Below are 21,600 nucleotides of genomic sequence, written 5' to 3'. Positions count from 1 at the left end.
GTCGACGGGGCGACCGCCGGGGCGTGAAAGGGCCGGTCGACGGGGCGACCGCCGGGGCCTGACGGCGGTCGGTCAACGGGCGACCGCCGGCGCCGGCCGGCGGGTCGCGGCGCGGGTGGTCCCGTCGAGGAAGTCCCGGTAGACGCCCGAGTAGCCGAGCGCCATCGCGGTGGTGGAGAAGTTCTCCGTCACATGCGCCCGGCACGCCGCCGGGTCGAGGGCCCCGGCCCGGCGCAGCGCGTCCGGCAGGTCGTCCGGCTGGTCGCAGACCAGCCCGGTCACGCCGTCGCGGACCAGCTCAGGCACGGCCCCCCGGTTGAGCGCCACCACCGGCGTCCCGGTGGCCATCGCCTCGACGATCACCATGCCGAACGGCTCCTCCCACTGGATCGGCATGATCAGGCAGCGGGCGTCGACCAGCATCCGCAGGGCGGCCTCCCGGTCGGCGTTGAGCACCACGGTCACGTCGTCGCCGAGCAGCGGCTCGACCACCTCCTCGTAGTACCGGCGCTCGCCGGGCTCGTTGCACTTGCCGGCGAGCACCAGCGGCAGGCCGGCCGCCCGGGCGGCCCGGATCGCCAGGTCCGGGCCCTTGTCCGGGTTGAACCGGGCCAGCCACAGCACCGCGCCCCGGCTCGGCGCGCTCTTGTACGGCACGCCGGCGGTGTCGAGCGCGTTGTGCACGGTGCCCACCCAGGGCAGCGCCGGGTTCATCCGGCGCTGCGCGTGCGAGATGGCGACGAGCCCGACACCCACGTCGGTGTCGCTGAGCACGGTGCCGTACTCGCCGACCGGGTTGCCGTGCACGGTGGCCACGGTGGGCACCGTGCGGCGGCCGGCGACGAGCGGGCCGATCATGGTGTGGTCGTGGATGATGTCGAAGTCCTCGGGGCCGACCAGGTGGGCGACCTGGGCCAGGTGGGCCAGTTCGGGCATCGCCTCGCCGAGCCGCTCGTACTGGATGTCGACGCCCACCGGGACGTACCGGGCCCGGGTGCCGTGGTCCTGCCCGGCCCCGAAGACGGTCACCGTGTGACCGAGGCCGACCAGCCCGTCCACCAGGCCCGCCACCACGTACTCCAGCCCCCCGTACCCGGGGGGCGGCACGGACAGCCACGGCGGGACCACCATGGCGATCCGCAGCCGCCGTTCCCCGGAACGGTCGGTCGGCTGACGGTCAACGGCCACGAGTCCTCCCCGTCGGTCCCACGTACAACGCGATCGGACGCTTTCCCGGCCGGACCCCGAGCAAACGGACGCCCCTGGACCGCCACCGGCGTCAGCCGGCCACCACGAGCCGGTCGTCCACCGTCCGGACCCCCGGGGCCGACCAGGCGACCCGTTCCGCCTCGTCCCGCTCCCACCAGGACCGGACCACCCCGCTGAGCACCACCGTGTCGCCGTGCAGCTCGGCGACCACCCGTTCGGTGCCCAGCCTCCGGGACAGGGCCCGCTGGAGGTCGTGCCGCGCGCGCTGGCCGGACGGCCGCGCCGGCCGGACCTCCACCAGGTTGGTCACCCCGCGTACGCCGCGGAGCCGGCGCAGCTCCCGCTCGGCCGTACGCCGCTGCCAGCCGAACTCCACCTCGCCGCGCAGGATCAGCCACCCGTTCGCGGCCGTCACGTCCAGCCGTTCCGCCGGCACGAAGCTGTCCCACTCAAGGGCGCGGCTGGCCGCCAGGGCCAGGTCCGTGTCGGTCGGCCCGGAGACGTCGGGCGGGCGTACCTCGATGTCGTCGGCGACCGCGCGGACGCCCCGGACCCGCTGGGCGCCCCGCACCGCCGCCCAGCGGTCGGCGTAGCTGTCGACGGAGCCGGTCAGGGTGACCACGCCCTGTACGACGGAGACCCCGACCACGGTCGGCGGTATCTGAGGGTCCCAGTCCAACTCGGCGAGGACGTCGCGCTGGATCTCCGGGTCGGTCCGGGTGGTCGCCGCCGTCGTCATGGCACTCCTCTCCCGCGCTGGGCGCTGCTGCCGTCACCGTGCCGGACGGCGGGGTGAGCGCGGCTCACCCGGACCGGGTGAGTCCTCCCCGGCGCCGCGGGATGCCGAGTCGCCGACATGGGGGCGTTCGAGCCCGTGGGACACCGCCATGCCGCCGACATGGCGGCGGGGCCGCCCGGAGCAGGGAACCGGGGCCGCCCGGAGCAGGGAAAAGGCGGCGGGTGACGAGGCCAACCCCCTTGGCCCCGCCACCCGCCGCCAGGAGGAGGCAGGTCTGCGTGTCTGTTATGACGTCTCGGCGAGCGTCACGGTTGCCGTCGCCGGCGATCCGTTTCGCTGGTACTGCACCTCGACCTGGTCGCCCACCTTGCGGGACTGGACGGCGCCCACCAGGTCCTCGGAGTCGTTGACCACCGTGTCGCCGAACCTGGTGATCACGTCGCCCTGCCGGAGGCCGGCCTTCTCGGCGGCACTGCCCGGCGTCACGGACGCGACCACCGCCCCGCCGTTCTCGGCCGCGGTCACGCTCACCCCGAGCGAGGGGTGGCTCACCTTCTCGCCCCGCTGGAGCTTGCCGGCGACGTCCTTGGCCTTGTTGCTCGGGATGGCGAACCCGACGCCGATGTTGCCGGTGCTCTGCCCGGAGGTGGCGATGGCGGTGTTGATGCCGATGACCTCGCCCCGCGTGTTGACCAGCGCGCCGCCGGAGTTGCCCGGGTTGATCGGCGCGTCGGTCTGGAGCAGCCCGGAGATCGAGCTGGCGCCCTGCCGCGGATCCTGTTGCTGGCCGCCGCCGGCCTGGATCGTGCGGTCGCGCGCGCTGAGGATGCCGGCCGTGACCGAGCCCTGGAGGCCGAGCGGACTGCCCAGGGCGAGCACCTGGTCGCCGACCTGCATCGCGTCGCTGTCCCCGAACTTCGCCGCCTTCAGCCCGCTGACGCCGCTGGCCTTCACCACGGCCAGGTCGGTCTTCGGGTCGGTGCCGACGATCTCCGCCCGGACCTGCTTGCCGTCGGCGAAGACCACCCGGACGTTGTCGCCACCGGCGGAGGCGACCACGTGGTTGTTGGTCAGCACGTAGCCGTCCGCGGTGAGGATGACCCCGGAGCCCTCGCCGCTGCCCGTGGTGATCGAGACGACGCTGTCCTGGACGGACGCGGCGATCTTCGGCAGGTCCGCGCTGTTGATCACCGGCGCGGCCGAGTACGTGCGGGTGATCCCGCCGGAGCCGGAGTCCAGGGCGACCGCGAGCGCCCCACCGGCCACGCCGGAGCCGAGCATCAGCGCGAACACGGCGACGCCGGCGCCGGCCAGCTTCGCGATCCGGCTGGGCCGCACGGCCGTGCCCTGCGCCCACGGCGGGACCGGCTGGCCGGCGTGCTGCGGCGGGAACGGGCCCGTCGGGTACGCGGGACCGCCCGGGTGCGGGGTGTATCCGCCGGTGCCGGGCTGGTGCTGCGCGCCCCCGGTCCAGCCCGACTGCTGCCCCTGCTGCCAGGGGCCGGCCGGGTACTGCGCGGCGGGCTGCGGCTGCCCCGACACCGGGTATGCCGGCGCCGACGGCGTGGCGGCCGGCTGGGCGTACCCGCCGTACGGGTGCTGACCGGGCGCGGGACCGGAGCCGGGCGCGACCGGCGGGGCGGAAGCGGGGGCGGGCGCGGCGTGGCCGGTGCCGGCGGTGGCCTCGCTGCCGGCGGCGGCGACCGGGCCCGCAGCGGGGGCGGAGGCGGTCGGGCCCGCGGCGGGGGCAGAGGCGGTCGGGCCCGCGGCGGGGGCAGAGGCGGTCGGGCCCGCGGCGGGAGCGGAGGCGGCCACGGCGGGCGCGGTCGGGGCGGCGTCGGCCACGGTGGGCGCGGTGGGGGCGGAGGCGGCCGGAGCGGCGGGCTCGACGGCCGGGGAGTCGGAGTGCTCGCGCTCCGCGCGGGGCAGTTCGGCGGTGGGCTGCGACGGCTCGGCGTCGGAGGGTGCCGGCCGCCGCTGCGGGTCGGTCTCGTACTCGGTCATGTCCCCAGCTTGCCCGCCCCCACTGCGACCGGCCTGGAATCCACCTGGAAGTTCGCTGAAAGTCACTCGCCCTCACCGTCCGTGTCGGGTGCGAGGGGCAGCCGGACCCGGAACGTCGCTCCCCCGCCCGGCGTCTCGTCCACCTCGACGGTGCCGTGGTGGGCGGCCACCAGCGCAGCCACGATGGCCAGACCCAGGCCCGTCCCGGTGGCGCCCCCGGCCCGTCGGGTGCGGGCGGCGTCGGCCCGGTAGAAGCGCTCGAAGACCCGCTCGGCCTGCTCCGGGGAGAGCCCCGGGCCGGTGTCCGCCACCTCCACCACCGCCAGGTTGCCCGGCTCGCCGCGCAGCCGCAGGGTCACCGACGCCTCGGGCGGGGTGTGGGTGAGCGCGTTGGTCATCAGGTTGCCGATCACCTGGCGCAGCCGGGCGTCGTCGCCGTACACCAGCAGCGGCCCGGAGCCCGGCACGATGTCCAGCGCGATCCGCCGGTCCGGGGCCACCACGCGGGCCGCCTGCACGGCGTCGGACGCCAGCACCGGCAGCTCCACGGGGGCCAGCGAGAGCGGTCGCTCCCGGTCCAGCCGGGCCAGCAGCAGCAGGTCCTCCACCAGCAGCCCCATCCGGGCGGCCTCGTCCTCGATCCGGCGCACCAGCCCGGCCGTCTGCTCCGGGGACCGCGCCGCGCCCTGGCGGTACAGCTCGGCGAAGCCGCGGATCGTGGTCAGGGGGGTGCGCAGCTCGTGCGAGGCGTCGGCGACGAACTGCCGCATCCGCTCCTCCGAGCGGCGGGCCCGGGCCTCGGACGCCTGCGCCGCGATGGCGGCGTCGCGGGCGCCGGCCTCGGCCGCCCGGGCGGCGGTCTCCGAGGCGGCCCGGGCGGTGAAGGCGGCCTCGATCTGGGTGAGCATGGCGTTCAGCGCCCGGGACAGCCGGCCCAGCTCGGAGGTCGGGCAGGGATGCCCCTCCTCCGGGTCCGGCACCCGCCGGGTCAGATCGCCGCCGGCGATCGCCGCGGCGGTCCGCTCGATCTCCACCAGCGGCTTGAGGCTGGTGCGGACCATCGCCGCGCCGAGCGAGGCGAGCAGGATCAGCACGGCGCTGCCGACCAACAGGTCGATCCAGATCAGGCGCTTCACCGCCAGGTCCACGTCGGTGAGGTGCTGGCCGATCATCGCCATCTGCCCGTTGGGCAGTTGGGTGTAGAGGACCCGCCAGCGCACCGCGCTGTCCCGCGCCTGGACGGTGCGTGGCTTCCCCACCTTCGCCGCGAAGCCTGCCGCGTCGCTGGGCCAGGGCGGCAGGTCGTTGACGCGGAACCGGTGGGTGTCGTACACGTCGCCGTACAGCTGACCGGTGTTCGGGTCGGTCGTCACTACCAGGTAGTCGGTGGGGGGGATGTTCAGCGTTTCGGCGCGGGCCGCTGCGAAGTCCTCGATGTTCTGGGCAGAGGCGTACAGTTCGCCGTCGACCTGGACGACCAGGTAGTCGCGGAGGAAGTACGTGGTCAGGGAGCTGATCACCACCAGCGCCACCGCGACCAGCGCCAGCACCGCCGCGACCAGCTTCACCCGCAGCGGTACGCCCCGCAACCGCCCCTTCGCCAACTGGACGGCGTTCACGCCGCCGGCTTGCGCAGCACGTACCCCACCCCGCGCAGCGTGTGGATGAGCCGGGGCTGGGTGTTGTCCACCTTGCGGCGCAGGTAGGAGATGTAGGACTCGACGATGTTGTCGTCGCCCCGGAAGTCGTAGTTCCACACGTGGTCGAGGATCTGCGCCTTCGACAGCACCCGGTTGGCGTTGAGCATCAGGTAGCGCAGCAGCTTGAACTCCGTCGGCGAGAGCTGCACCCGCTGCCCCGCCCGGTAGACCTCGTGGGTCTCCTCGTCCAGCTCCAGGTCGGCGAAGGTGAGCCGGGAGGGGGCCTGCTCCCCGGTGGTCGTCCGGCGCAGCACCGCCCGGATCCGGGCGGTCAGCTCCTCCAGGCTGAACGGCTTGGTGACGTAGTCGTCGCCGCCCAGCGTGAGCCCGCGGATCTTGTCGTCCGTCGCGTCCCGGGCCGTCAGGAAGACCACCGGCGTACGGGTGCCGCCCTCGCGGAGCATCCGGATGACCTCGAAGCCGTCGAGGTCGGGCAGCATCACGTCGAGCACCACCAGGTCGGGGCGGTGGTCCTTGGCGGCGCTCAGCGCGGCGCTGCCGCTGGTCGCGGTGGCCACGTCGAAGCCGGCGAAGCGGAGGCTCGCGGAGAGCAGCTCGAGGATGTTCGGGTCGTCCTCGACGACGAGCAGTCGCGCCTCGGTCTGGGTAGTGGCCATGCGGACCATCATCCGCGATGTCGCTGCGCCCGCGCTGGGCGCTTCCTGGAAAGTCCCTGAGAGCGGGGCCGGGCGCTCAGGCCGCCAGGCCCACCGCCACGGCGGGCTCCGCGGGCGGGGGCACGACGGCGGGCCGGGGCGCCGGCAGGCGGACGGCCGCCTCGGCGGCCCGGGCGAGCGGTCGCCGGTCCGCCCCGGGCGCCGGGTGCAGTGCGGCGGTGATCGTCACCTCCGCCGTCAGGTCGCGCGACCCGAGCACCCGCCAGACCGACCGCGCCAGGCTCTCGTCGCCGAGGAAGGCCGCGGCCGTGGTCGACGCGCCGCCGCCCAGCCGGTAGCCGATCCGCAGCGGCACGACGGGCGCACCGGCGTCGATCGCGGCCTGGAACACCGCCGGGCGGAACCCGCCACCGGGGCGGCACCCGGGCAGGACGCCGCACCAGGTCGTACCCTCCGGAAAGACCGCGACCGGGTGACCTGCCCGCAGCGCGGCCGCCACCCGGCCCACCGTGGCCGGCAGCGCCCGGGGGCGGGCGCGGTCCACGAAGAGCGTGCCCGCGGCGGCGGCCAGCAGCCCGACCAGCGGCCAGCCGCGCACCTCGCGCTTGGCCAGCATCCGGGCGGGCGCCACCGCCAGCACGGCGGGGATGTCCAGCCATGAGAGGTGGTTCGCGACCACCAGCGCCCGCCGCCGGGGCAGCCGGCCCCGGACCACGAGCCGGACCCCGGAGGCCCGGGCCGTCGCCCGGGCCCAGCGCCGCACCGCCGAGCGCCGCGCCTCGACCGGCAGCGCGGGCAGCAGCGCGGCCAGCCCGGCCCCGGCCGCCAGCATGCCGAGTACGCCGGCCAGCCGGGCCAGCCGGCGGGCGACCGGCACGGCGGGGACCTCGCGCGGCCCGGGCAGGCAGTCCGGCCCGCAGCCGGAGGCCGGTCGCCAGAGGTGGCTGCCCGCGCTCACCGCTCGGCCCCGCCGAGGAAGTGCCGCAGGTAGCGGGGGTTCATCCGGTCCAGGGACAGCAGTACGTAGAAGTCGGCCACCCGGAAGTCCGGGTCGTACGCCGGCTCGCCGGCCACCCACGCGCCGAGCCGCAGGTACCCGCGCAGCAGCGGCGGGACGGCCACCCGGTCGGCCGCCGCTGCCGCGTCCGGGGCGACCCGCGGGGCACGGGCCCCCGGGGCGGGCAGCCACGCCACGGGGGGCTCTGGCGCGACCGCGCCCGGCTCGGCGAACCAGGGCCGCAGCGGGCGGACCCGCAGCGGCGGGGGCGCGAGGTGCCGGGCGGCCACCCGCGTCCACACCCCGGCGGCGAGCCGCCCACCGTCGTCGACCGGGACGGAGGCGCAGCCGCCCAGCCAGCGGGAGCCGCGCAGGTGCAGGTAGCGGGCGATGCCGGCCCACATCAGGTTGACCACCGCGCCGGAGCGGTGGTCCGGGTGGACGCAGGAGCGCCCGGCCTCCACGAGGACGTCGCGGAGCGGGTCGAGCGCGCCCAGGTCGAATTCGCCGTCGGCGTACCGGCGGCTGGTCCGTCCCGGCGGCAGCAAACGGTACGTGCCGACCACCGCCCCGGTGCGCTCCTCGCGCACGATCAGGTGGTCGCAGTGGGCGTCGAGGTCGTCGGCGTCCAGGCCGGCGGGACCGGGGCGCAGGGTGGCCCCCAGCTCGGTGGCGAACACCTCGTGACGCAGGCGTTGCGCCGCCGCGACCTGTGTCGAATCGTCGGCGATCAGGAGGGTGTATCCGCTGGTCGTCAGGGGCGCGCCAGCGACGGGCAGAACGGCCATGAGCACTGTGTAGGTGCTCCGGGTGCCGACAGCGGGGACGACCGGTGTCGGTCCGGTGAACGCCGTCCGGCGAGGGGCTTCTCCGCACGGCGGGTGGGCGTGCGAGGCTGCCCGCAGGAGGTTTGGAGATGATCATCCCAGCGAGGTTCAACGGCCCGCCCGGCTCGGGCAACGGCGGCTGGAGCGCGGGCGCCTTCGCCGGCGCGACGGGCCACGACGGTGGCGTCGCCGAGGTGACGCTGCGGCAGCCGCCGCCGCTGGACACGCCGCTGACCGTGGACGCGGGCGAGGTCCGGGACCGCGACGGCCTCCTGATCGCGCAGGTGCGGACGGTGGACGAGGTCCCGGAGGCGGTGCCGCCGGTGGACGTCGAGACGGCGCGGACCGCCGCGGCGGCGTACCCCGGCCTGGTGGACCACCCGTTTCCCGGTTGCTACGTCTGCGGCCCGGAGCGGGCCGACGGGCTGCGGATCTTCCCCGGCCGGCTGGCGGACGGCCGGACGGCGGCGCCGTTCACCGCCCCGGCCGACGTCGGCCCGGCGACGGTCTGGGCGGCGCTGGACTGCCCCGGCGGGTGGGCCGTGATCGCCCCCGGCCGCCCGTACGTGCTCGGCCGGATGGCCGCCGTGGTGGACGCGCTGCCGGCGCCCGGCGACGAGTGCGTGGTGACGGGCGTGGCCGTCGGCGGCGAGGGGCGCAAGGCGCTGGTGCGCACCAGCCTGTACGGCCCGGACGGGCGGCTGCTGGGCCGCGCCCGCGCCACCTGGATCGCCCTGCCCGGGGCCTGACCACCGGCCCGGTCACCGGTCCAGGCCGCCGCCCCCGGCCGCCGTGCGCCGGGGCGCGCGGGCGGTGCGGGCGGGAGCGGTACTCATCCGTGCGGAGGACGGCCTCCTGCCTGAGGAGGAGGCCGATGTAGGTGCCGCGCCTCATTGACCGGGTTGCGCCGCCTTGCCAGGCTGTGCGACGACGCGACCGCGACCGCGTCGCGACACGTCGGCGCGACCTCGCGCCACGCACGGGAGGAGAACGATGGCTGACGGGCAGCGAAGCCCCACCACCAACAACGGTCAGATCGTGGTGTCCGGCCTGACGAAGCAGTACAGGAACCTCCGGGCGGTCGACAGTCTGTCGTTCACGGTCGAACCGGGGCGGGTGACCGGCTTCCTCGGCCCGAACGGCGCGGGCAAGACCACCACGCTCCGCATGCTGCTGAACCTGGTGACCCCGACCGGCGGCACGGCGACGATCGGCGGGCACCGGTACGCCGACCTGGCCGACCCGCTGCGCCACGTCGGCGCGGTGCTGGAGGCGTCGAGCGCGCACAAGGGCCGCACCGGCGTCAACCACCTCCGGGTGATCTGCGCGGCGGCGGGGCTGCCGCGGCAGCGGGCCGACGAGGCGCTGGCCCTGGTCGGGCTGACCCCGGCGGCCGGCCGCAAGTTCAAGGGCTACTCGCTCGGCATGAAGCAGCGGCTCGGCATCGCCGCGGCGATGCTCGGCGACCCCCGGGTGCTGATCCTCGACGAGCCGGCCAACGGGCTCGACCCGGAGGGCATCCGGTGGATGCGCGACTTCCTGAAGGGGCTGGCCCACGAGGGCCGCACGGTGCTGGTCTCCAGCCACCTGCTGTCGGAGATGCAGCTCCTCGCCGACGACGTGGTGATCATCGCGGCCGGCAAGCTGGTCCGGCAGGGTCCGGTCGAGCAGGTGATCGGCTCGATGTCGCAGGGCGGCCGGGTCCGGGTGCGTACCCCGCAGGCCGAGGAGCTGGCCGCGGCGCTGCGCGCGCGGTCCGCGACCGTGGAGGCCGGCGAGCCGGGCCTGCTGCTGGTCGGCGGGGTGGACGCCCCGACGATCGGCCGGGCCGCCCTCGAAGCCAAGGTGGAGTTGCACGAACTAACCACGGAACGGCCCGACCTGGAGGGCGTGTTCCTGGAACTGACGGCCGGAAAGGCGGGCATCCGATGAACCTCGTCCGATCCGAGCTGCTCAAGATCCGCACCACCAGCACCTGGTGGGTGTTCGGGCTCATCACGCTGCCGCTGTGGGGCCTCACCCTGCTGATCAACTGGCTGCAGACCGAGACGCTGACCAGCGGCATCGGGGCCGGGGACGTCACCGCCGAGCAGGCCGACCAGCTCCAGGCCGCCGCGTCCGCCGACAGCCTGGCCGCCAACCTCTACACCAACGGCCAGTTCTTCGGGCTGCTCATCGTGATGCTGCTCGGGATCATCGTGGTGACCAGTGAGTTCTTCCACCAGACGGTGACCACCACGTTCCTCACCGCGCCGCACCGCACCGCGGTGATGCTGGCCAAGCTGGTCGCCGCGGCGGTGCTGGCGATCCTGTTCTGGCTGGTCACCACCGCCCTCAACCTGGTGTTCGGGGCGCTGATCCTGGCCGGCGTGGACTTCGCCCCGCAGCTCGGCAGCGGCGCGGTCTGGCGGGCGATCGGGCTCAACGCGCTGGCGTACCTGCTCTGGTCGGTGCTGGGCGTCGGCATCGGCGTGCTGATCCGCAGCCAGATCGGCGCGACCGTGACCGGCATCCTGCTCTACCTGGGCGGCTCGATCGGCGCGGCCATCGCGATCGGCATCCTGGCCACCCGCTTCGGCGACTGGATCAACAACCTCCAACTGCTGGTGCCGTCGCTGGCCTCGGGGCTGATGGTGACCGGCGCGGAGATCCCCGGCAACCCGCCGCGCTGGGCGGGCGCGGCGGTGCTGATCGGGTACGCCGTGGTGACGGGCGTGGTGGGCACGCTCGCCATCCGGCGGCGCGACATCTCCTGACCCGCGGGTTGCGGCGGGCCCCGCCGTGGGGCCCGCCCCGCCCGCTTCAAGATCCGCGCACTTTCCCCGAAGGTGTGGCCTCCGACGACGCCGAGGCCACACTTTCGAGGAAGTTGTCCGGATCTTGGGATGCGTCCGTACGCCAGGGCGGGCGGGCGGGGCGCGGCGCGGAGTCGACGGAACACGCGGCGTTTACCGAGCTTCCGGTGTCTTCTGTGAAACCGAACACGCGACGGAGGCGGAAATGCTTACCGTATTCGTACGGCGTAGCCTGGGAGCCGTCTCCTGTTCGCCCGCGTGACGGGCGACGGCAGACACCGCGTGACACACAAACCCGCGTGAAAGAGGCGATTACCGGCCGTGTCGACCCAGCAGACTTCGCAGGAGAACCCACTGGCGGGTTTCGGCCCGAACGAGTGGATCGTCGAGGAGATGTACCAGCGGTACCTCGCCGACCCAAGCAGCGTCGATTCGGCCTGGCACGACTTCTTCGCGGACTACCGCCAGGCCCCCGGCGCCGCCGCGGCGAAGGGTGAGCCGGCGAAGGCCGCCCCCGCCGCGCCGGAGCCCGCCGTCGGGCAGGAGCCGGCCGCCACGGTCACCCAGCCGGTCGCACCGACGGTCGAGAAGACGCCCGCGAAGCCGGCTCCGGCGAAGGCCGCGCCCGCCAAGGCCGCCGCGCCCGCCAAGCCGGCCGCCAAGGCCGCCCCCGCGACGCCGGCCGCCGGCGCCCAGACCACGCCGCTGCGCGGCGTCGCCGCGAAGATCGTCCAGAACATGGACGCCTCACTGAGCGTGCCGACCGCGACCAGCGTCCGCGCCGTCCCGGCCAAGCTGCTGGTCGACAACCGGATCGTCATCAACAACCACCTCGCCCGCGGGCGGGGCGGCAAGGTCAGCTTCACCCACCTGATCGGGTACGCGCTGGTCCGGGCGCTGGTCGAGCACCCGGAGATGAACAACTCCTACGCCGAGGTCGACGGCAAGCCGGCGATGGTGCGTCCGGAGCACGTCAACCTGGGCATCGCGATCGACCTGGCCAAGCCGGACGGCAGCCGCACGCTGGTGGTCCCGTCCATCAAGGGCTGCGAGCAGATGGACTTCCGGCAGTTCTGGCAGGCGTACGAGGACGTGGTCCGGCGCGCCCGCCGCAACGAGCTGACCATGGAGGACTACTCCGGCACCACGATCTCGCTGACCAACCCGGGCGGCATCGGCACGGTCCACTCGATCCCGCGCCTGATGACCGGGCAGAGCGCGATCATCGGCGTCGGCGCGATGGAGTACCCGGCGCCGTACCAGGGGATGAGCGAGAGCACCCTGGCCGAGCTGGCCGTCAGCAAGATCATCACGCTGACCAGCACGTACGACCACCGGATCATCCAGGGCGCGCAGTCCGGCGAGTTCCTCAAGGTGATGCACGAGCTGCTGCTCGGCGAGCGCGGCTTCTACGACCAGGTCTTCACCTCGCTGCGCATCCCGTACGAGCCGGTGCGCTGGATGCGGGACGTCGCGGTCGACTCCGAGGGCCAGATCAACAAGACCGCGCGGGTGCACGAGCTGATCCACGCGTACCGGGTGCGCGGCCACCTGATGGCCGACACCGACCCGCTGGAGTTCAAGATCCGCAAGCACCCGGACCTGGACGTCCTGGAGCACGGCCTGACCCTGTGGGACCTCGACCGGACCTTCCCGGTCAACGGGTTCGCCGGCAAGCAGCGGATGAAGCTGCGCTCGATCCTCGGCGTGCTGCGCGACTCGTACTGCCGCCGGGTCGGCATCGAGTACATGCACATCCAGGACCCGGAGGAGCGGCGCTGGATCCAGGAGCGGATCGAGCGCAAGTACGAGAAGCCGACCCCGGACGAGCAGAAGCACGTGCTCAACCGGCTCAACGCCGCCGAGGCGTTCGAGACCTTCCTGCAGACCAAGTACGTCGGCCAGAAGCGCTTCTCGCTGGAGGGCGGCGAGTCGCTGATCCCGCTGCTCGGCGAGGTGCTGGAGTGCTCCGCCGAGGCGGGGCTCGACGAGGTCGTCATCGGCATGGCCCACCGGGGCCGGCTGAACGTGCTGGCCAACATCGTCGGCAAGCCGTACGAGAAGATCTTCTCGGAGTTCGAGGGGCACCTCGACCCGCGCACCACGCAGGGCTCGGGCGACGTGAAGTACCACCTCGGCCAGAACGGCAAGTTCACCACCCCGGACGGCGAGCACGCCGTCAAGGTCTCGGTGGTGGCGAACCCGTCGCACCTGGAGGCCGTCGACCCGGTGCTGGAGGGCATCGTCCGGGCCAAGCAGGACCGGATCGACCTCAAGCTGGAGGGGTACACCGTGCTGCCGCTGGCGGTGCACGGCGACGCCGCCTTCGCCGGCCAGGGCGTGGTCGCCGAGACGCTGAACCTGTCCCAGCTGCGCGGCTACCGCACCGGCGGCACGGTGCACGTGGTGGTCAACAACCAGGTCGGCTTCACCACCGCCCCGGAGCACTCCCGGTCCAGCCTCTACAGCACCGACGTCGCCCGGATGATCCAGGCGCCGATCTTCCACGTCAACGGCGACGACCCCGAGGCCGTGGTCCGGGTCGCCCGGCTGGCGTTCGAGTACCGGCAGGCGTTCAACAAGGACGTCGTGATCGACATGGTCTGCTACCGCCGGCGCGGGCACAACGAGGGCGACGACCCGTCGATGTCGAACCCGCAGATGTACCAGATCATCGACTCGAAGCGGTCGGTCCGGAAGCTCTACACCGAGGAGCTGATCGGCCGGGGCGACATCACGGTGGAGGACGCGGAGGAGCTGCTGCGCGACTACCAGGCACAGCTCGAGCGGGTCTTCAAGGCCACGCGGGACGCCGCCTCGGCGCCGCGGCAGCTGGCCCGGCCGCCGCGCGAGGACGAGCCGGAGCCGCAGGTGGACACCGCCACCGACGCCGCCGTGATCAAGGCGATCGGCGAGGCGCACGTCAACCTGCCCGAGGGGTTCACCCCGCACAAGCGCATCCAGCAGCTGCTCGACCGGCGGGCCCGGATGTCCGTCGAGGGCAACATCGACTGGGGCTTCGGCGAGATCATCGCGTTCGGGTCGCTGCTGCACGACGGGGTCACCGTCCGGCTCGCCGGGCAGGACTCCCGCCGGGGCACCTTCGTGCAGCGGCACGCGGCGGTGGTCGACTCGAAGACCGGCGAGGACCACCTCCCGCTGAGCTCGCTCACCGGCGACGGCGCCCGGTCCCGGTTCTTCGTGCACGACTCCCTGCTCAGCGAGTACGCGGCGATGGGCTTCGAGTACGGCTACTCGGTGGAGAACCCGAACGCGCTGGTCTGCTGGGAGGCCCAGTTCGGCGACTTCGTCAACGGCGCCCAGTCGGTGATCGACGAGTTCGTCTCCTCCGGCGAGGTGAAGTGGGGCCAGCGCTCCGCGATCACCCTGCTGCTGCCGCACGGCCACGAGGGCCAGGGCCCGGACCACACCTCCGGCCGGCCGGAGCGGTTCCTCCAGCTGTGCGCCGAGGACAACATGCGGGTGGCCATCCCGAGCACCCCGGCGAGCCACTTCCACCTGCTGCGTCGCCAGGCCCTGTCGCCGAAGCGCAAGCCGCTGGTGGTGTTCACGCCGAAGTCGCTGCTGCGGCACAAGCTCTGCGTCTCCCCGGTCGAGGACTTCACCACCGGCACCTTCCAGCCGGTGCTGCGGGACCCGGCCGCCCCGGCGCCGCAGCAGGTGAAGCGGGTGCTGCTCTGCTCGGGCAAGGTCTACTACGACCTGTTCCAGGCCCGGGCCGAGCGGGGCGTCACCGACACCGCGATCATCCGGATGGAGCAGCTCTACCCGCTGCCCGTCGCGGAGATCCGGGCGGCCCTGGCGCAGTACCCGAACGCCGAGGACTTCGCCTGGGTGCAGGAGGAGCCGGCCAACCAGGGCGCGTGGAGCTTCGTCGCGCTCAACCTGCTGGAGCACCTGTCCGACGTCCGGCTGCGCCGCATCTCCCGTCCGGCCGCCGCCGCCCCGGCGGTCGGCTCGGCCAAGATGCACGAGGTGGAGCAGAACGCGCTGCTCGAGGCGGCCCTGCCCCGCCCGTGACCTGACCGCACCGCCGACACCGGGGCAGCGACCGTGGGTCGCTGCCCCGCTCGCGTGGCGGTCCGTTCCTGAGAGGACCCACATGTACTTCACCGACCGCGGCATCGAGGAACTGGTCCAGCGCCGGGGCGAGGAGTCCGTCAGCATGGAGTGGCTCGGCGAGCGGCTGCGCGACTTCGTGGACCTGAACCCGGAGTTCGAGACGCCGATCGAGCGGTTCGCCACCTGGCTCGCCCGCCTCGACGACGACGAGGACTGATCCGACCCGTGCCCCCGCACGCGTGGCGTCCGGTTTATTCGTTTGCGCGACGGGTGACCGTTTGACCGGGTTTCGATCAATAGCCTCCGCTGCGAAGCTGGGTCCAGGGCCGGCGAGGAGCCGCCGGCCGACCACCGCCAGCGCCAGGGAGGCCGCGATGGACCGCGAGCGCCCCAAGCCGCCGCAGGATGCGATGACCGTCCGCCGCCTCCGCCTCGGCATCGGATCCGTCGGCATCTCGCTGCCGGTCGTGCTGATCGTCGGGCATCTGATCGTCACCCGCCGGCCGACGCTGCTCGACTCGCTCAGCGGCTACTACCACACCCAGATGCGGGACATCTTCGTCGGCGCGATGTGCGCCGTCGGGGTGTTCCTGATCAGCTACCGCTACCGTCGGCTCGACGACATGCTGGGCACGGTGGCCGGCGTGCTGGCCATCGTGGTGGCCCTGTTCCCCACCACAATGGGCGCGCCGGCCGGCACCGTCAGCGCCGCCGACCGGGCCACGGGGATGGTTCACCAGGCCGCCGCCGCGGCCCTGTTCCTGCTCCTCGCCGTCTTCTGCCTGTTCCTGTTCACCCGGCCCGACCGGGCCGGGGCGCCGCCCGGGCGGGCGGCGAACCGCTTCTACCGCGCCTGCGGGATGCTCATCCTGGTGGCCGTCGGGCTGGCGCTGGCCAGCACCGCGCTGCCCGCGGACGTACGCCACACCGTCAAGCCGGTGCTCTGGTGCGAGACCGTGGCCGTGCTCGCGTTCGGCGCCGCCTGGGTGGCCAGGAGCGAGGCCCTCTTCGCGGCGTCCCGCCCGCCCGAAGGGGCGCCGGAGGCCGGCCGGGAAGCCGCGCCCGCCCCGTCGTGATCCCGCAGGCCCCACGGCTCGGGTACGAGGACCCGGGCGGGTGGCACCGCGATCCACTAGCGTGGGGGCGTGGCGCGCAGCGTGTACCTGACCGGGGTGGGGGCGGGCGGTGGCAAGTCGACCGTCGCGCTCGGGCTGGCCGAGTTGCTGTCCCGGCAGGTCGAGCGGATCGGCGCGTTCCGACCGCTGGTCCCCGGCCACGGCCCGGACCCGATCCTCGCCCTGCTGACCGAGCGCTACCGGATCGACCTGCCCATCGCGGAGCTGCACGGCGCGACGTACGCGGAGGCGGCCGCGCTGGTCGCCGACGGCCGGCGCGAGGAGCTGATCTCCCGGATCGTCCAGCGGTACCGGGACGTCGAACGGCGCTGCCCGGCGGTGGTCGTGGTGGGCAGCGACTTCGCCGACGGCGGGGACGGCGCGGGCCCCCGCGAACTGGCGTTCAACGCCCGACTGGCCACCGAGTTCGGCAGCGTGGTGGTGCCCGTGATCGACGGCCTGGGGCAGGAGCCGGAGGCCGTCGCGGCGGCCGCGCGCGGGGCGTACCACGATCTGGACGAGCTCGGCGCGACGGTGCTGGCGGTGATCGCCAACCGGGTCCCCGGGCCGATGGCGCTGCCCGAGCTGCCCGTCCCCGCGTACACGATCCCCGAGGTGCCGACCGTTTCGGCGCCGACGGTGGCCGAGGTGGCCGCGGCGCTCGGCGCCACCCTGCTCGCCGGCGACGACGCGGCGCTCGCCCGGGACGTGCTCGACTACGTCGTGGGCGCGGCCCACGTGCCGACGCTGCTGGATCATCTGACCGACGGCGCGCTGGTCATCACCCCGGGCGACCGCGCCGACCTGCTGGTGGCGGCCGGCGCCGCGCACGTGGCCGGGCAGGTCTCCCTGGCCGGTCTGGTGCTCACCCTCGGCGAGCGCCCCGACCCCCGGGCGATGCGGCTGGTGGAGAAGCTGGGTACCGGGCTGGCCGTGCTGTCGGTGCCCAGCGACAGCTACGACACGGTGGCCGCGTCGAGCCGGATCGAGGGCCGGCCCAGCGCCGCCAACCCACGCAAGGTGGAGGCTGCGCTCGGCGCGTTCGAGGGCCGAGTGGACACCGTCGGCCTGGCCCGCCGGCTGCGGGTCAGCCGCTCCGAGCGGGTCACCCCGCTGATGTTCGAGTACGACCTGATCGACCGGGCCCGCGCCACCCACCGCCGGCTGGTGCTGCCCGAGGGGACGGAGGAGCGGATCCTGCGGGCGGCGGAGATCCTGCTGCGCCGGGGCGTCGCCGATCTGACCCTGCTGGGCCGACCCGACGACGTCGCCCGGCGCGCCCGGGAGCTGGGCGTCGACCTGGCCGGCGCGGCCGTGGTCGACCCGGCGGCCAGCGACTGGCGCGACGGCTTCGCCGAGGAGTACGCGCGGCTGCGCGCCCACCGCGGCGTGACGGTCGACCTGGCGTACGACGTGGTGGCCCAGCCGAACTACTTCGGCACGATGATGGTGCACGCCGGGCACGCCGACGGAATGGTCTCCGGGGCCACCCACACCACGGCGGCCACCATCCGGCCGGCGTTCGAGATCATCCGCACCGTGCCGGGCGTGACGGTGGCCTCCAGCGTCTTCTTCATGCTGCTCGCCGACCGGGTGCTCGTGTACGGCGACTGCGCGGTCAACCGCGACCCCGACGCCGCCCAGCTCGCCGACATCGCGATCTCCTCCGCCGGCACCGCCGCCCGGTTCGGCGTCGAGCCCCGCGTGGCGATGCTGTCGTACTCGACCGGAACCTCCGGGGCGGGCGCCGACGTGGAGAAGGTGGCGGCGGCCACCGAGCTGGTCCGTGAGCGCCGCCCGGGCCTGCTGGTCGAGGGCCCGATCCAGTACGACGCCGCGATCGACCCCCGGGTGGCGGCCACCAAGCTGCCCGGCAGCCCGGTGGCCGGGCGGGCGACCGTGTTCGTCTTCCCCGACCTGAACACGGGCAACAACACGTACAAGGCGGTGCAGCGCTCGGCCGGGGCGGTGGCCGTCGGGCCGGTCATGCAGGGCCTGCGGCGGCCGGTCAACGACCTGTCCCGGGGCGCCAGCATCCCCGACATCGTCAACACGGTGGCGATCACCGCCATCCAGGCCGCCGGGCAGCCGTCGTGAGCCGGGTGCTCGTCCTCAACTGCGGGTCGTCGTCGGTGAAGTACCGGCTCTACGACGGGGAACAGACCCTGGACCACGGCACGATCGAGCGGGTCGGCGAGCCGGGCGGCGACGCGGGCGACCACGGGACGGCGGTTCGTCGGATCCTCGCCCGGCTGGACCTGGCCGGCCTGGCCGCGGTCGGGCACCGGGTGGTGCACGGCGGGCGACGCTTCTCGGCGCCGGCACTGGTCGACGACGCCGTGCTCGCCGCGATCGAGGACCTGGTCCCGCTCGCCCCGTTGCACAACCCGGCGAACCTGGCCGGCATCCGGGTCGCGCGGGCGGCGCTGCCGGACGTGCCGCAGGTCGCCGTCTTCGACACCGCGTTCCACCACACGCTGCCCGAGGCCGCCGCGACGTACGCGATAGACCTGGCCACCGCGCGGCGGTACGGCATCCGCCGGTACGGCTTCCACGGCACCTCCCACGGGTACGTCTCCCGGCGCACCGCCGAACTGCTCGGCCGCCCGTACGCCGAACTGAACGCCATCACCTTGCACCTGGGCAACGGGGCCAGCGCCTGCGCGGTCGCCGGCGGGCGCAGCGTGGCCACCTCGATGGGGATGTCCCCGTTGGAGGGCCTGGTGATGGGCACCCGCAGCGGCGACCTCGACCCGGCCGTCGTGTTCCACCTGCGCCGCGAGGGCGGGCTCACCGTCGACCAGATCGACGACCTGCTCAACCACCGCAGCGGCCTGCTGGGCCTCACCGGCGTCAACGACATGCGCGAGGTGCTGGCCCGCCGCGCCGCCGGGGACCCGGCGGCGACTCTCGCCTTCGACGTCTACTGCCGGCGGATCACCGGGTACGTGGGGGCGTACTACGCCCTGCTCGGGCGGGTCGACGCGGTCACCTTCACGGCCGGGGTGGGCGAGAGGGCCGCCCCGGTGCGGGCCGCCGCGCTGGCCGGCCTGGACCGGCTCGGCATCAGGATCGACCCGGGGCGCAACGAGGGCACGGGCGACCGCGTCGTCTCCCCCGACGGCGCCGAGGTCGCCGTGTGCGTGATCACCACCGACGAGGAACTGGAGATCGCCCGGGAGACCCGCGCGGTGGTGTCGGGCCGCTGACCCCGGCGGCCGGGCGCGGCTGCGGGCCGGCGGGCCCGCTCAACTCAGGGCCAGCCAGGCGGCCACGGCCACCAGCAGCACCACGACCACCACGACGCCGGCGACCAGCGGCGCGCGGGACGCGGCGGCCGGCGCATCGGCCTCCGGGGCATGGGCGAAGGCGCGGAACTGCTCGGTGTCGCCGCTCGGGTCCACGTACTCAGGCATGGCGCCGACCCTAGTGAACGGCCGCCACCTGGGCCGACCCCTGCGCGCGGCGCGGCGCGGAACCGCCGGATCGGCCGAGCGGCCCCGACCGGGTGGCGTTCCGGACCGGTCCGGACGGCGGGGCCGCACCGGGTCCTCGGCCACCTACCGTGGCATCCGTGGGGGTACGACGGCTGGTCGCCGTGGCTACGACGGCGCTGCTGCTGACCGGCTGCGGTGCGGCCACCGCCGCCACCTCCACCGTGCCGCCGGCCCGGCCCGCGCCCACCGTGGCGTACCCGGTCGGGACGCGAACCTTCACCCTCGACCCGGCCGGGCCGCGCCCGCTGCCGGTGACCGTCTGGTACCCGGCCGGCCGGGGCGGGGTCGCGCCGGGCCGCTTTCCCGTCGTCGTGTTCAGCCACGGGCTGCACAGCCTGCCCGAGCTGCACGCCCCGCTGACCACCCGGTGGGCCGCCGCCGGGTTCGTGGTCGCCGCGCCGGCGTACCCGCACACCCGGCGCGGGGCGGCCCGGTTCACCCGGGCGGACGTGCGCAACCAGCCCGCCGACGCCTGGCGGCTGATCCGGCACCTGGTCCGGCTCGACGCCCGCCGGGGCGACCCGCTGGCCGGCCACCTGGACGTCGCCCGGTTCGCGGCGGCCGGGCACTCGGCGGGCGGCTTCACCACCGCCGGGATGTTCGCCTCCGGGCACTCGCCCCGGCTCCGGGCGGGCATCGTGATCGCCGGGGGCGGGCTGCCCGGTGCCTTCGCCGGGGCCGCCGCGCCGCTGCTGTTCGTGCACGGGGACGCGGACCCGATCGTCCCGGCGGCCGTCGGCCGCGCCGCGTACGACCGGACGCCCGGCCCGGCCGCGTTCCTCGCCCTGCCCGGCCGGGGTCACGGCGAGTACCTGGCCCCCGACGACCGGGACTTCCCCCGGCTCCTCGCCGCCACCACGGACTTCCTCCGCTGGGCCCTGTACGCCGACCGGGCCGCCCTCCGCAGCCTTCCGGCGGAGCGGAAGGGCGCCTTCTCGACGCCTCCGGTATAGGAGGGTCCGCTCTCCCGGGCGGCCGGGCCGCGGCGGGCGGCGACGCCGGCCGGCACCCGCCCGAGGCGAGGCACAATCGGGTTCATGCGCCGCCGCCGTTCCGCCGCCCTGCTGCCCGCCACCCTGCTGTTCGCCGCCGGCCTGGCCGGCTGCTCGGGCGACGCCGGGCCGGCCAGGCGCGCCGCGCCGCCCGTGGAGTCGCCGAAGGTCACCGCCCCGGCGCCCCGGGCGCCCGCCGGCAGCGCCCCGGGCGAGCCCTTCGCCGTCGGGGTACGCCAGCTGAAGCTGAACCGCGACGGCGACCGGCCGCTACCGGTGACCGTCTGGTACCCGGCCCGGGGCGCGGCGGGCGGAGCGGCGGAACGGTCGGCGGCCCCGGCCGCGGGGCGGTTCCCCGTCGTCATGTTCAGCCACGGGCTGGGCGGGCGGCCGGACGACTACGCCACCCTGCTCACCCGCTGGGCGGCGGCGGGCTTCGTGGTGGCCGCGCCGGCCTTCCCGCACACCGCCCGGGGCACCGACGGCAACGTGCTGGACGTGCTCAACCAGCCCGCCGACGTGTCGTACGCGCTGACGAAGGTGCTCGCCCTCGACGCGACGGCCGGCGACCCGCTGCGCGGCCGGCTGGCCACCGACCGGGTGGCCGCGGCGGGGCACTCGGCCGGCGGGGTGACCACGATCGGGCTGTTCACGGCCGGGCGGGACGACCGGCTGGACGCCGGGGTGGTCTTCGCCGGCACGGCGCTGGGGGTGGGCACCGCCTTCGCCGGGGCCGCCGCGCCGCAACTGTTCGTGCACGGGGAGGCCGACGAGGTGGTCGCCTACGCGGCCGGCCGGGCGGCGTACGACAAGGTGCCCTGGCCCAAGGCGATGCTGAGCCTGCCGAAGGGCGACCACGGGCGGGCGCTGCTCACCGACGGCGCCGCCCTGCGGGTGGTCTCGGACACCACCGTCGAGTTCCTCCGCTGGACGCTGTGCGGGGACGCGGCGGCCAGACGCCGGCTTCCGACCGACGCGGCCCGGGGCGGGCTCGCCACCCTCGACGATCACCTGTAAGGAGGGCT

At 74.7% G+C, this 21,600-nt stretch carries 18 protein-coding genes; 10 read left to right on the top strand and 8 right to left on the bottom strand.

All coding sequences use genetic code 11. The annotated features are described in order from the left end of the window. Positions 1–72 precede the first annotated feature (72 nt). From ABGB16_RS14965 to ABGB16_RS14935, 7 genes are all read right to left on the bottom strand, one after another. Positions 73–1,131, bottom strand: a complete 1,059-nt coding sequence (locus ABGB16_RS14965) for a glycosyltransferase family 4 protein (protein WP_347668658.1) — start codon at positions 1,129–1,131, stop codon at positions 73–75. 148 nt (positions 1,132–1,279) lie between these two features. Next, positions 1,280–1,948 (bottom strand): BON domain-containing protein, encoded by a 669-nt coding sequence (locus tag ABGB16_RS14960; RefSeq protein ID WP_347668634.1) that lies wholly within the window; start codon positions 1,946–1,948, stop codon positions 1,280–1,282. Between the two features lie 285 nt (positions 1,949–2,233). Beyond that, a complete protein-coding gene (locus ABGB16_RS14955) occupies positions 2,234–3,952 on the bottom strand; it encodes a trypsin-like peptidase domain-containing protein (RefSeq protein ID WP_347668633.1) in 1,719 nt (572 codons plus the stop codon). A 62-nt stretch (positions 3,953–4,014) separates the two neighbouring features. Then, positions 4,015–5,571 carry a HAMP domain-containing sensor histidine kinase gene (locus ABGB16_RS14950; RefSeq protein WP_347668632.1) on the bottom strand — a complete coding sequence of 519 codons (1,557 nt, stop codon included), beginning with the start codon at positions 5,569–5,571 and terminating at the stop codon, positions 4,015–4,017. Then, positions 5,568–6,269, bottom strand: coding sequence for a response regulator transcription factor (locus ABGB16_RS14945; RefSeq protein ID WP_347668631.1), 702 nt, complete (start codon positions 6,267–6,269; stop codon positions 5,568–5,570). The genes ABGB16_RS14950 and ABGB16_RS14945 overlap by 4 nt, the downstream gene beginning before the upstream one ends. A 76-nt stretch (positions 6,270–6,345) precedes the next feature. Beyond that, on the bottom strand, positions 6,346–7,227 hold the full coding sequence (locus ABGB16_RS14940) for a lysophospholipid acyltransferase family protein (RefSeq protein ID WP_347668630.1): 882 nt from the start codon (positions 7,225–7,227) through the stop codon (positions 6,346–6,348). Beyond that, positions 7,224–8,054 (bottom strand): GNAT family N-acyltransferase, encoded by an 831-nt coding sequence (locus ABGB16_RS14935; protein ID WP_347668629.1) that lies wholly within the window; start codon positions 8,052–8,054, stop codon positions 7,224–7,226. Before ABGB16_RS14935 ends, ABGB16_RS14940 begins: the two co-directional genes overlap by 4 nt. A 128-nt stretch (positions 8,055–8,182) precedes the next feature. Here ABGB16_RS14935 and ABGB16_RS14930 point away from each other — a divergent pair, with 128 nt between their 5' ends. The 8 genes from ABGB16_RS14930 to ABGB16_RS14895 all read left to right on the top strand — a co-directional run bounded on the left by ABGB16_RS14930 (position 8,183) and on the right by ABGB16_RS14895 (position 19,295). After that, positions 8,183–8,842 carry a hypothetical protein gene (locus tag ABGB16_RS14930; RefSeq protein WP_347668628.1) on the top strand — a complete coding sequence of 220 codons (660 nt, stop codon included), beginning with the start codon at positions 8,183–8,185 and terminating at the stop codon, positions 8,840–8,842. A gap of 244 nt (positions 8,843–9,086) precedes the next feature. Continuing rightward, positions 9,087–10,025, top strand: coding sequence for an ATP-binding cassette domain-containing protein (locus tag ABGB16_RS14925; RefSeq protein ID WP_347668627.1), 939 nt, complete (start codon positions 9,087–9,089; stop codon positions 10,023–10,025). Continuing rightward, complete coding sequence (locus ABGB16_RS14920; RefSeq protein WP_347668626.1) at positions 10,022–10,849, top strand: ABC transporter permease; 828 nt, start codon at positions 10,022–10,024, stop codon at positions 10,847–10,849. The genes ABGB16_RS14925 and ABGB16_RS14920 overlap by 4 nt, the downstream gene beginning before the upstream one ends. 360 nt (positions 10,850–11,209) lie before the next feature. Beyond that, positions 11,210–14,929 carry a multifunctional oxoglutarate decarboxylase/oxoglutarate dehydrogenase thiamine pyrophosphate-binding subunit/dihydrolipoyllysine-residue succinyltransferase subunit gene (locus ABGB16_RS14915; protein ID WP_347668625.1) on the top strand — a complete coding sequence of 1,240 codons (3,720 nt, stop codon included), beginning with the start codon at positions 11,210–11,212 and terminating at the stop codon, positions 14,927–14,929. Positions 14,930–15,011: 82 nt separating this feature from the next. Beyond that, positions 15,012–15,188, top strand: coding sequence for a DUF6104 family protein (locus tag ABGB16_RS14910; RefSeq protein WP_347668624.1), 177 nt, complete (start codon positions 15,012–15,014; stop codon positions 15,186–15,188). Positions 15,189–15,345: 157 nt separating this feature from the next. Then, positions 15,346–16,047, top strand: coding sequence for a DUF998 domain-containing protein (locus tag ABGB16_RS14905; RefSeq protein ID WP_347668623.1), 702 nt, complete (start codon positions 15,346–15,348; stop codon positions 16,045–16,047). Positions 16,048–16,116: 69 nt separating this feature from the next. Continuing rightward, complete coding sequence (pta, locus tag ABGB16_RS14900) at positions 16,117–18,183, top strand: phosphate acetyltransferase (RefSeq protein WP_347668622.1); 2,067 nt, start codon at positions 16,117–16,119, stop codon at positions 18,181–18,183. Beyond that, positions 18,180–19,295 (top strand): acetate kinase, encoded by a 1,116-nt coding sequence (locus ABGB16_RS14895; RefSeq protein ID WP_347668621.1) that lies wholly within the window; start codon positions 18,180–18,182, stop codon positions 19,293–19,295. Before pta ends, ABGB16_RS14895 begins: the two co-directional genes overlap by 4 nt. Positions 19,296–19,334: 39 nt before the next feature. On the opposite strand, the gene ABGB16_RS14890 is transcribed toward ABGB16_RS14895, so the two are convergent. Beyond that, positions 19,335–19,502, bottom strand: coding sequence for a hypothetical protein (locus tag ABGB16_RS14890; protein ID WP_347668620.1), 168 nt, complete (start codon positions 19,500–19,502; stop codon positions 19,335–19,337). A 158-nt stretch (positions 19,503–19,660) separates the two neighbouring features. On the opposite strand from ABGB16_RS14890, the gene ABGB16_RS14885 reads away from it, so the two are divergent. Then, the gene (locus ABGB16_RS14885; RefSeq protein WP_347668619.1) at positions 19,661–20,536 is read left to right on the top strand and encodes an alpha/beta hydrolase; all 876 of its coding nucleotides are present in this window, start codon (positions 19,661–19,663) and stop codon (positions 20,534–20,536) included. A gap of 84 nt (positions 20,537–20,620) precedes the next feature. Continuing rightward, positions 20,621–21,592, top strand: a complete 972-nt coding sequence (locus tag ABGB16_RS14880) for a chlorophyllase (protein WP_347668618.1) — start codon at positions 20,621–20,623, stop codon at positions 21,590–21,592. Positions 21,593–21,600: the final 8 nt, after the last annotated feature.

It is taken from the genome of Micromonospora sp. B11E3 (assembly GCF_039871625.1).
Taxonomy (GTDB): Bacteria; Actinomycetota; Actinomycetes; order Mycobacteriales; family Micromonosporaceae; genus Micromonospora.
The sequence above is the reverse complement of the archived record's forward strand: the minus strand, read 5'-3'. Positions and strand labels throughout refer to the sequence as shown.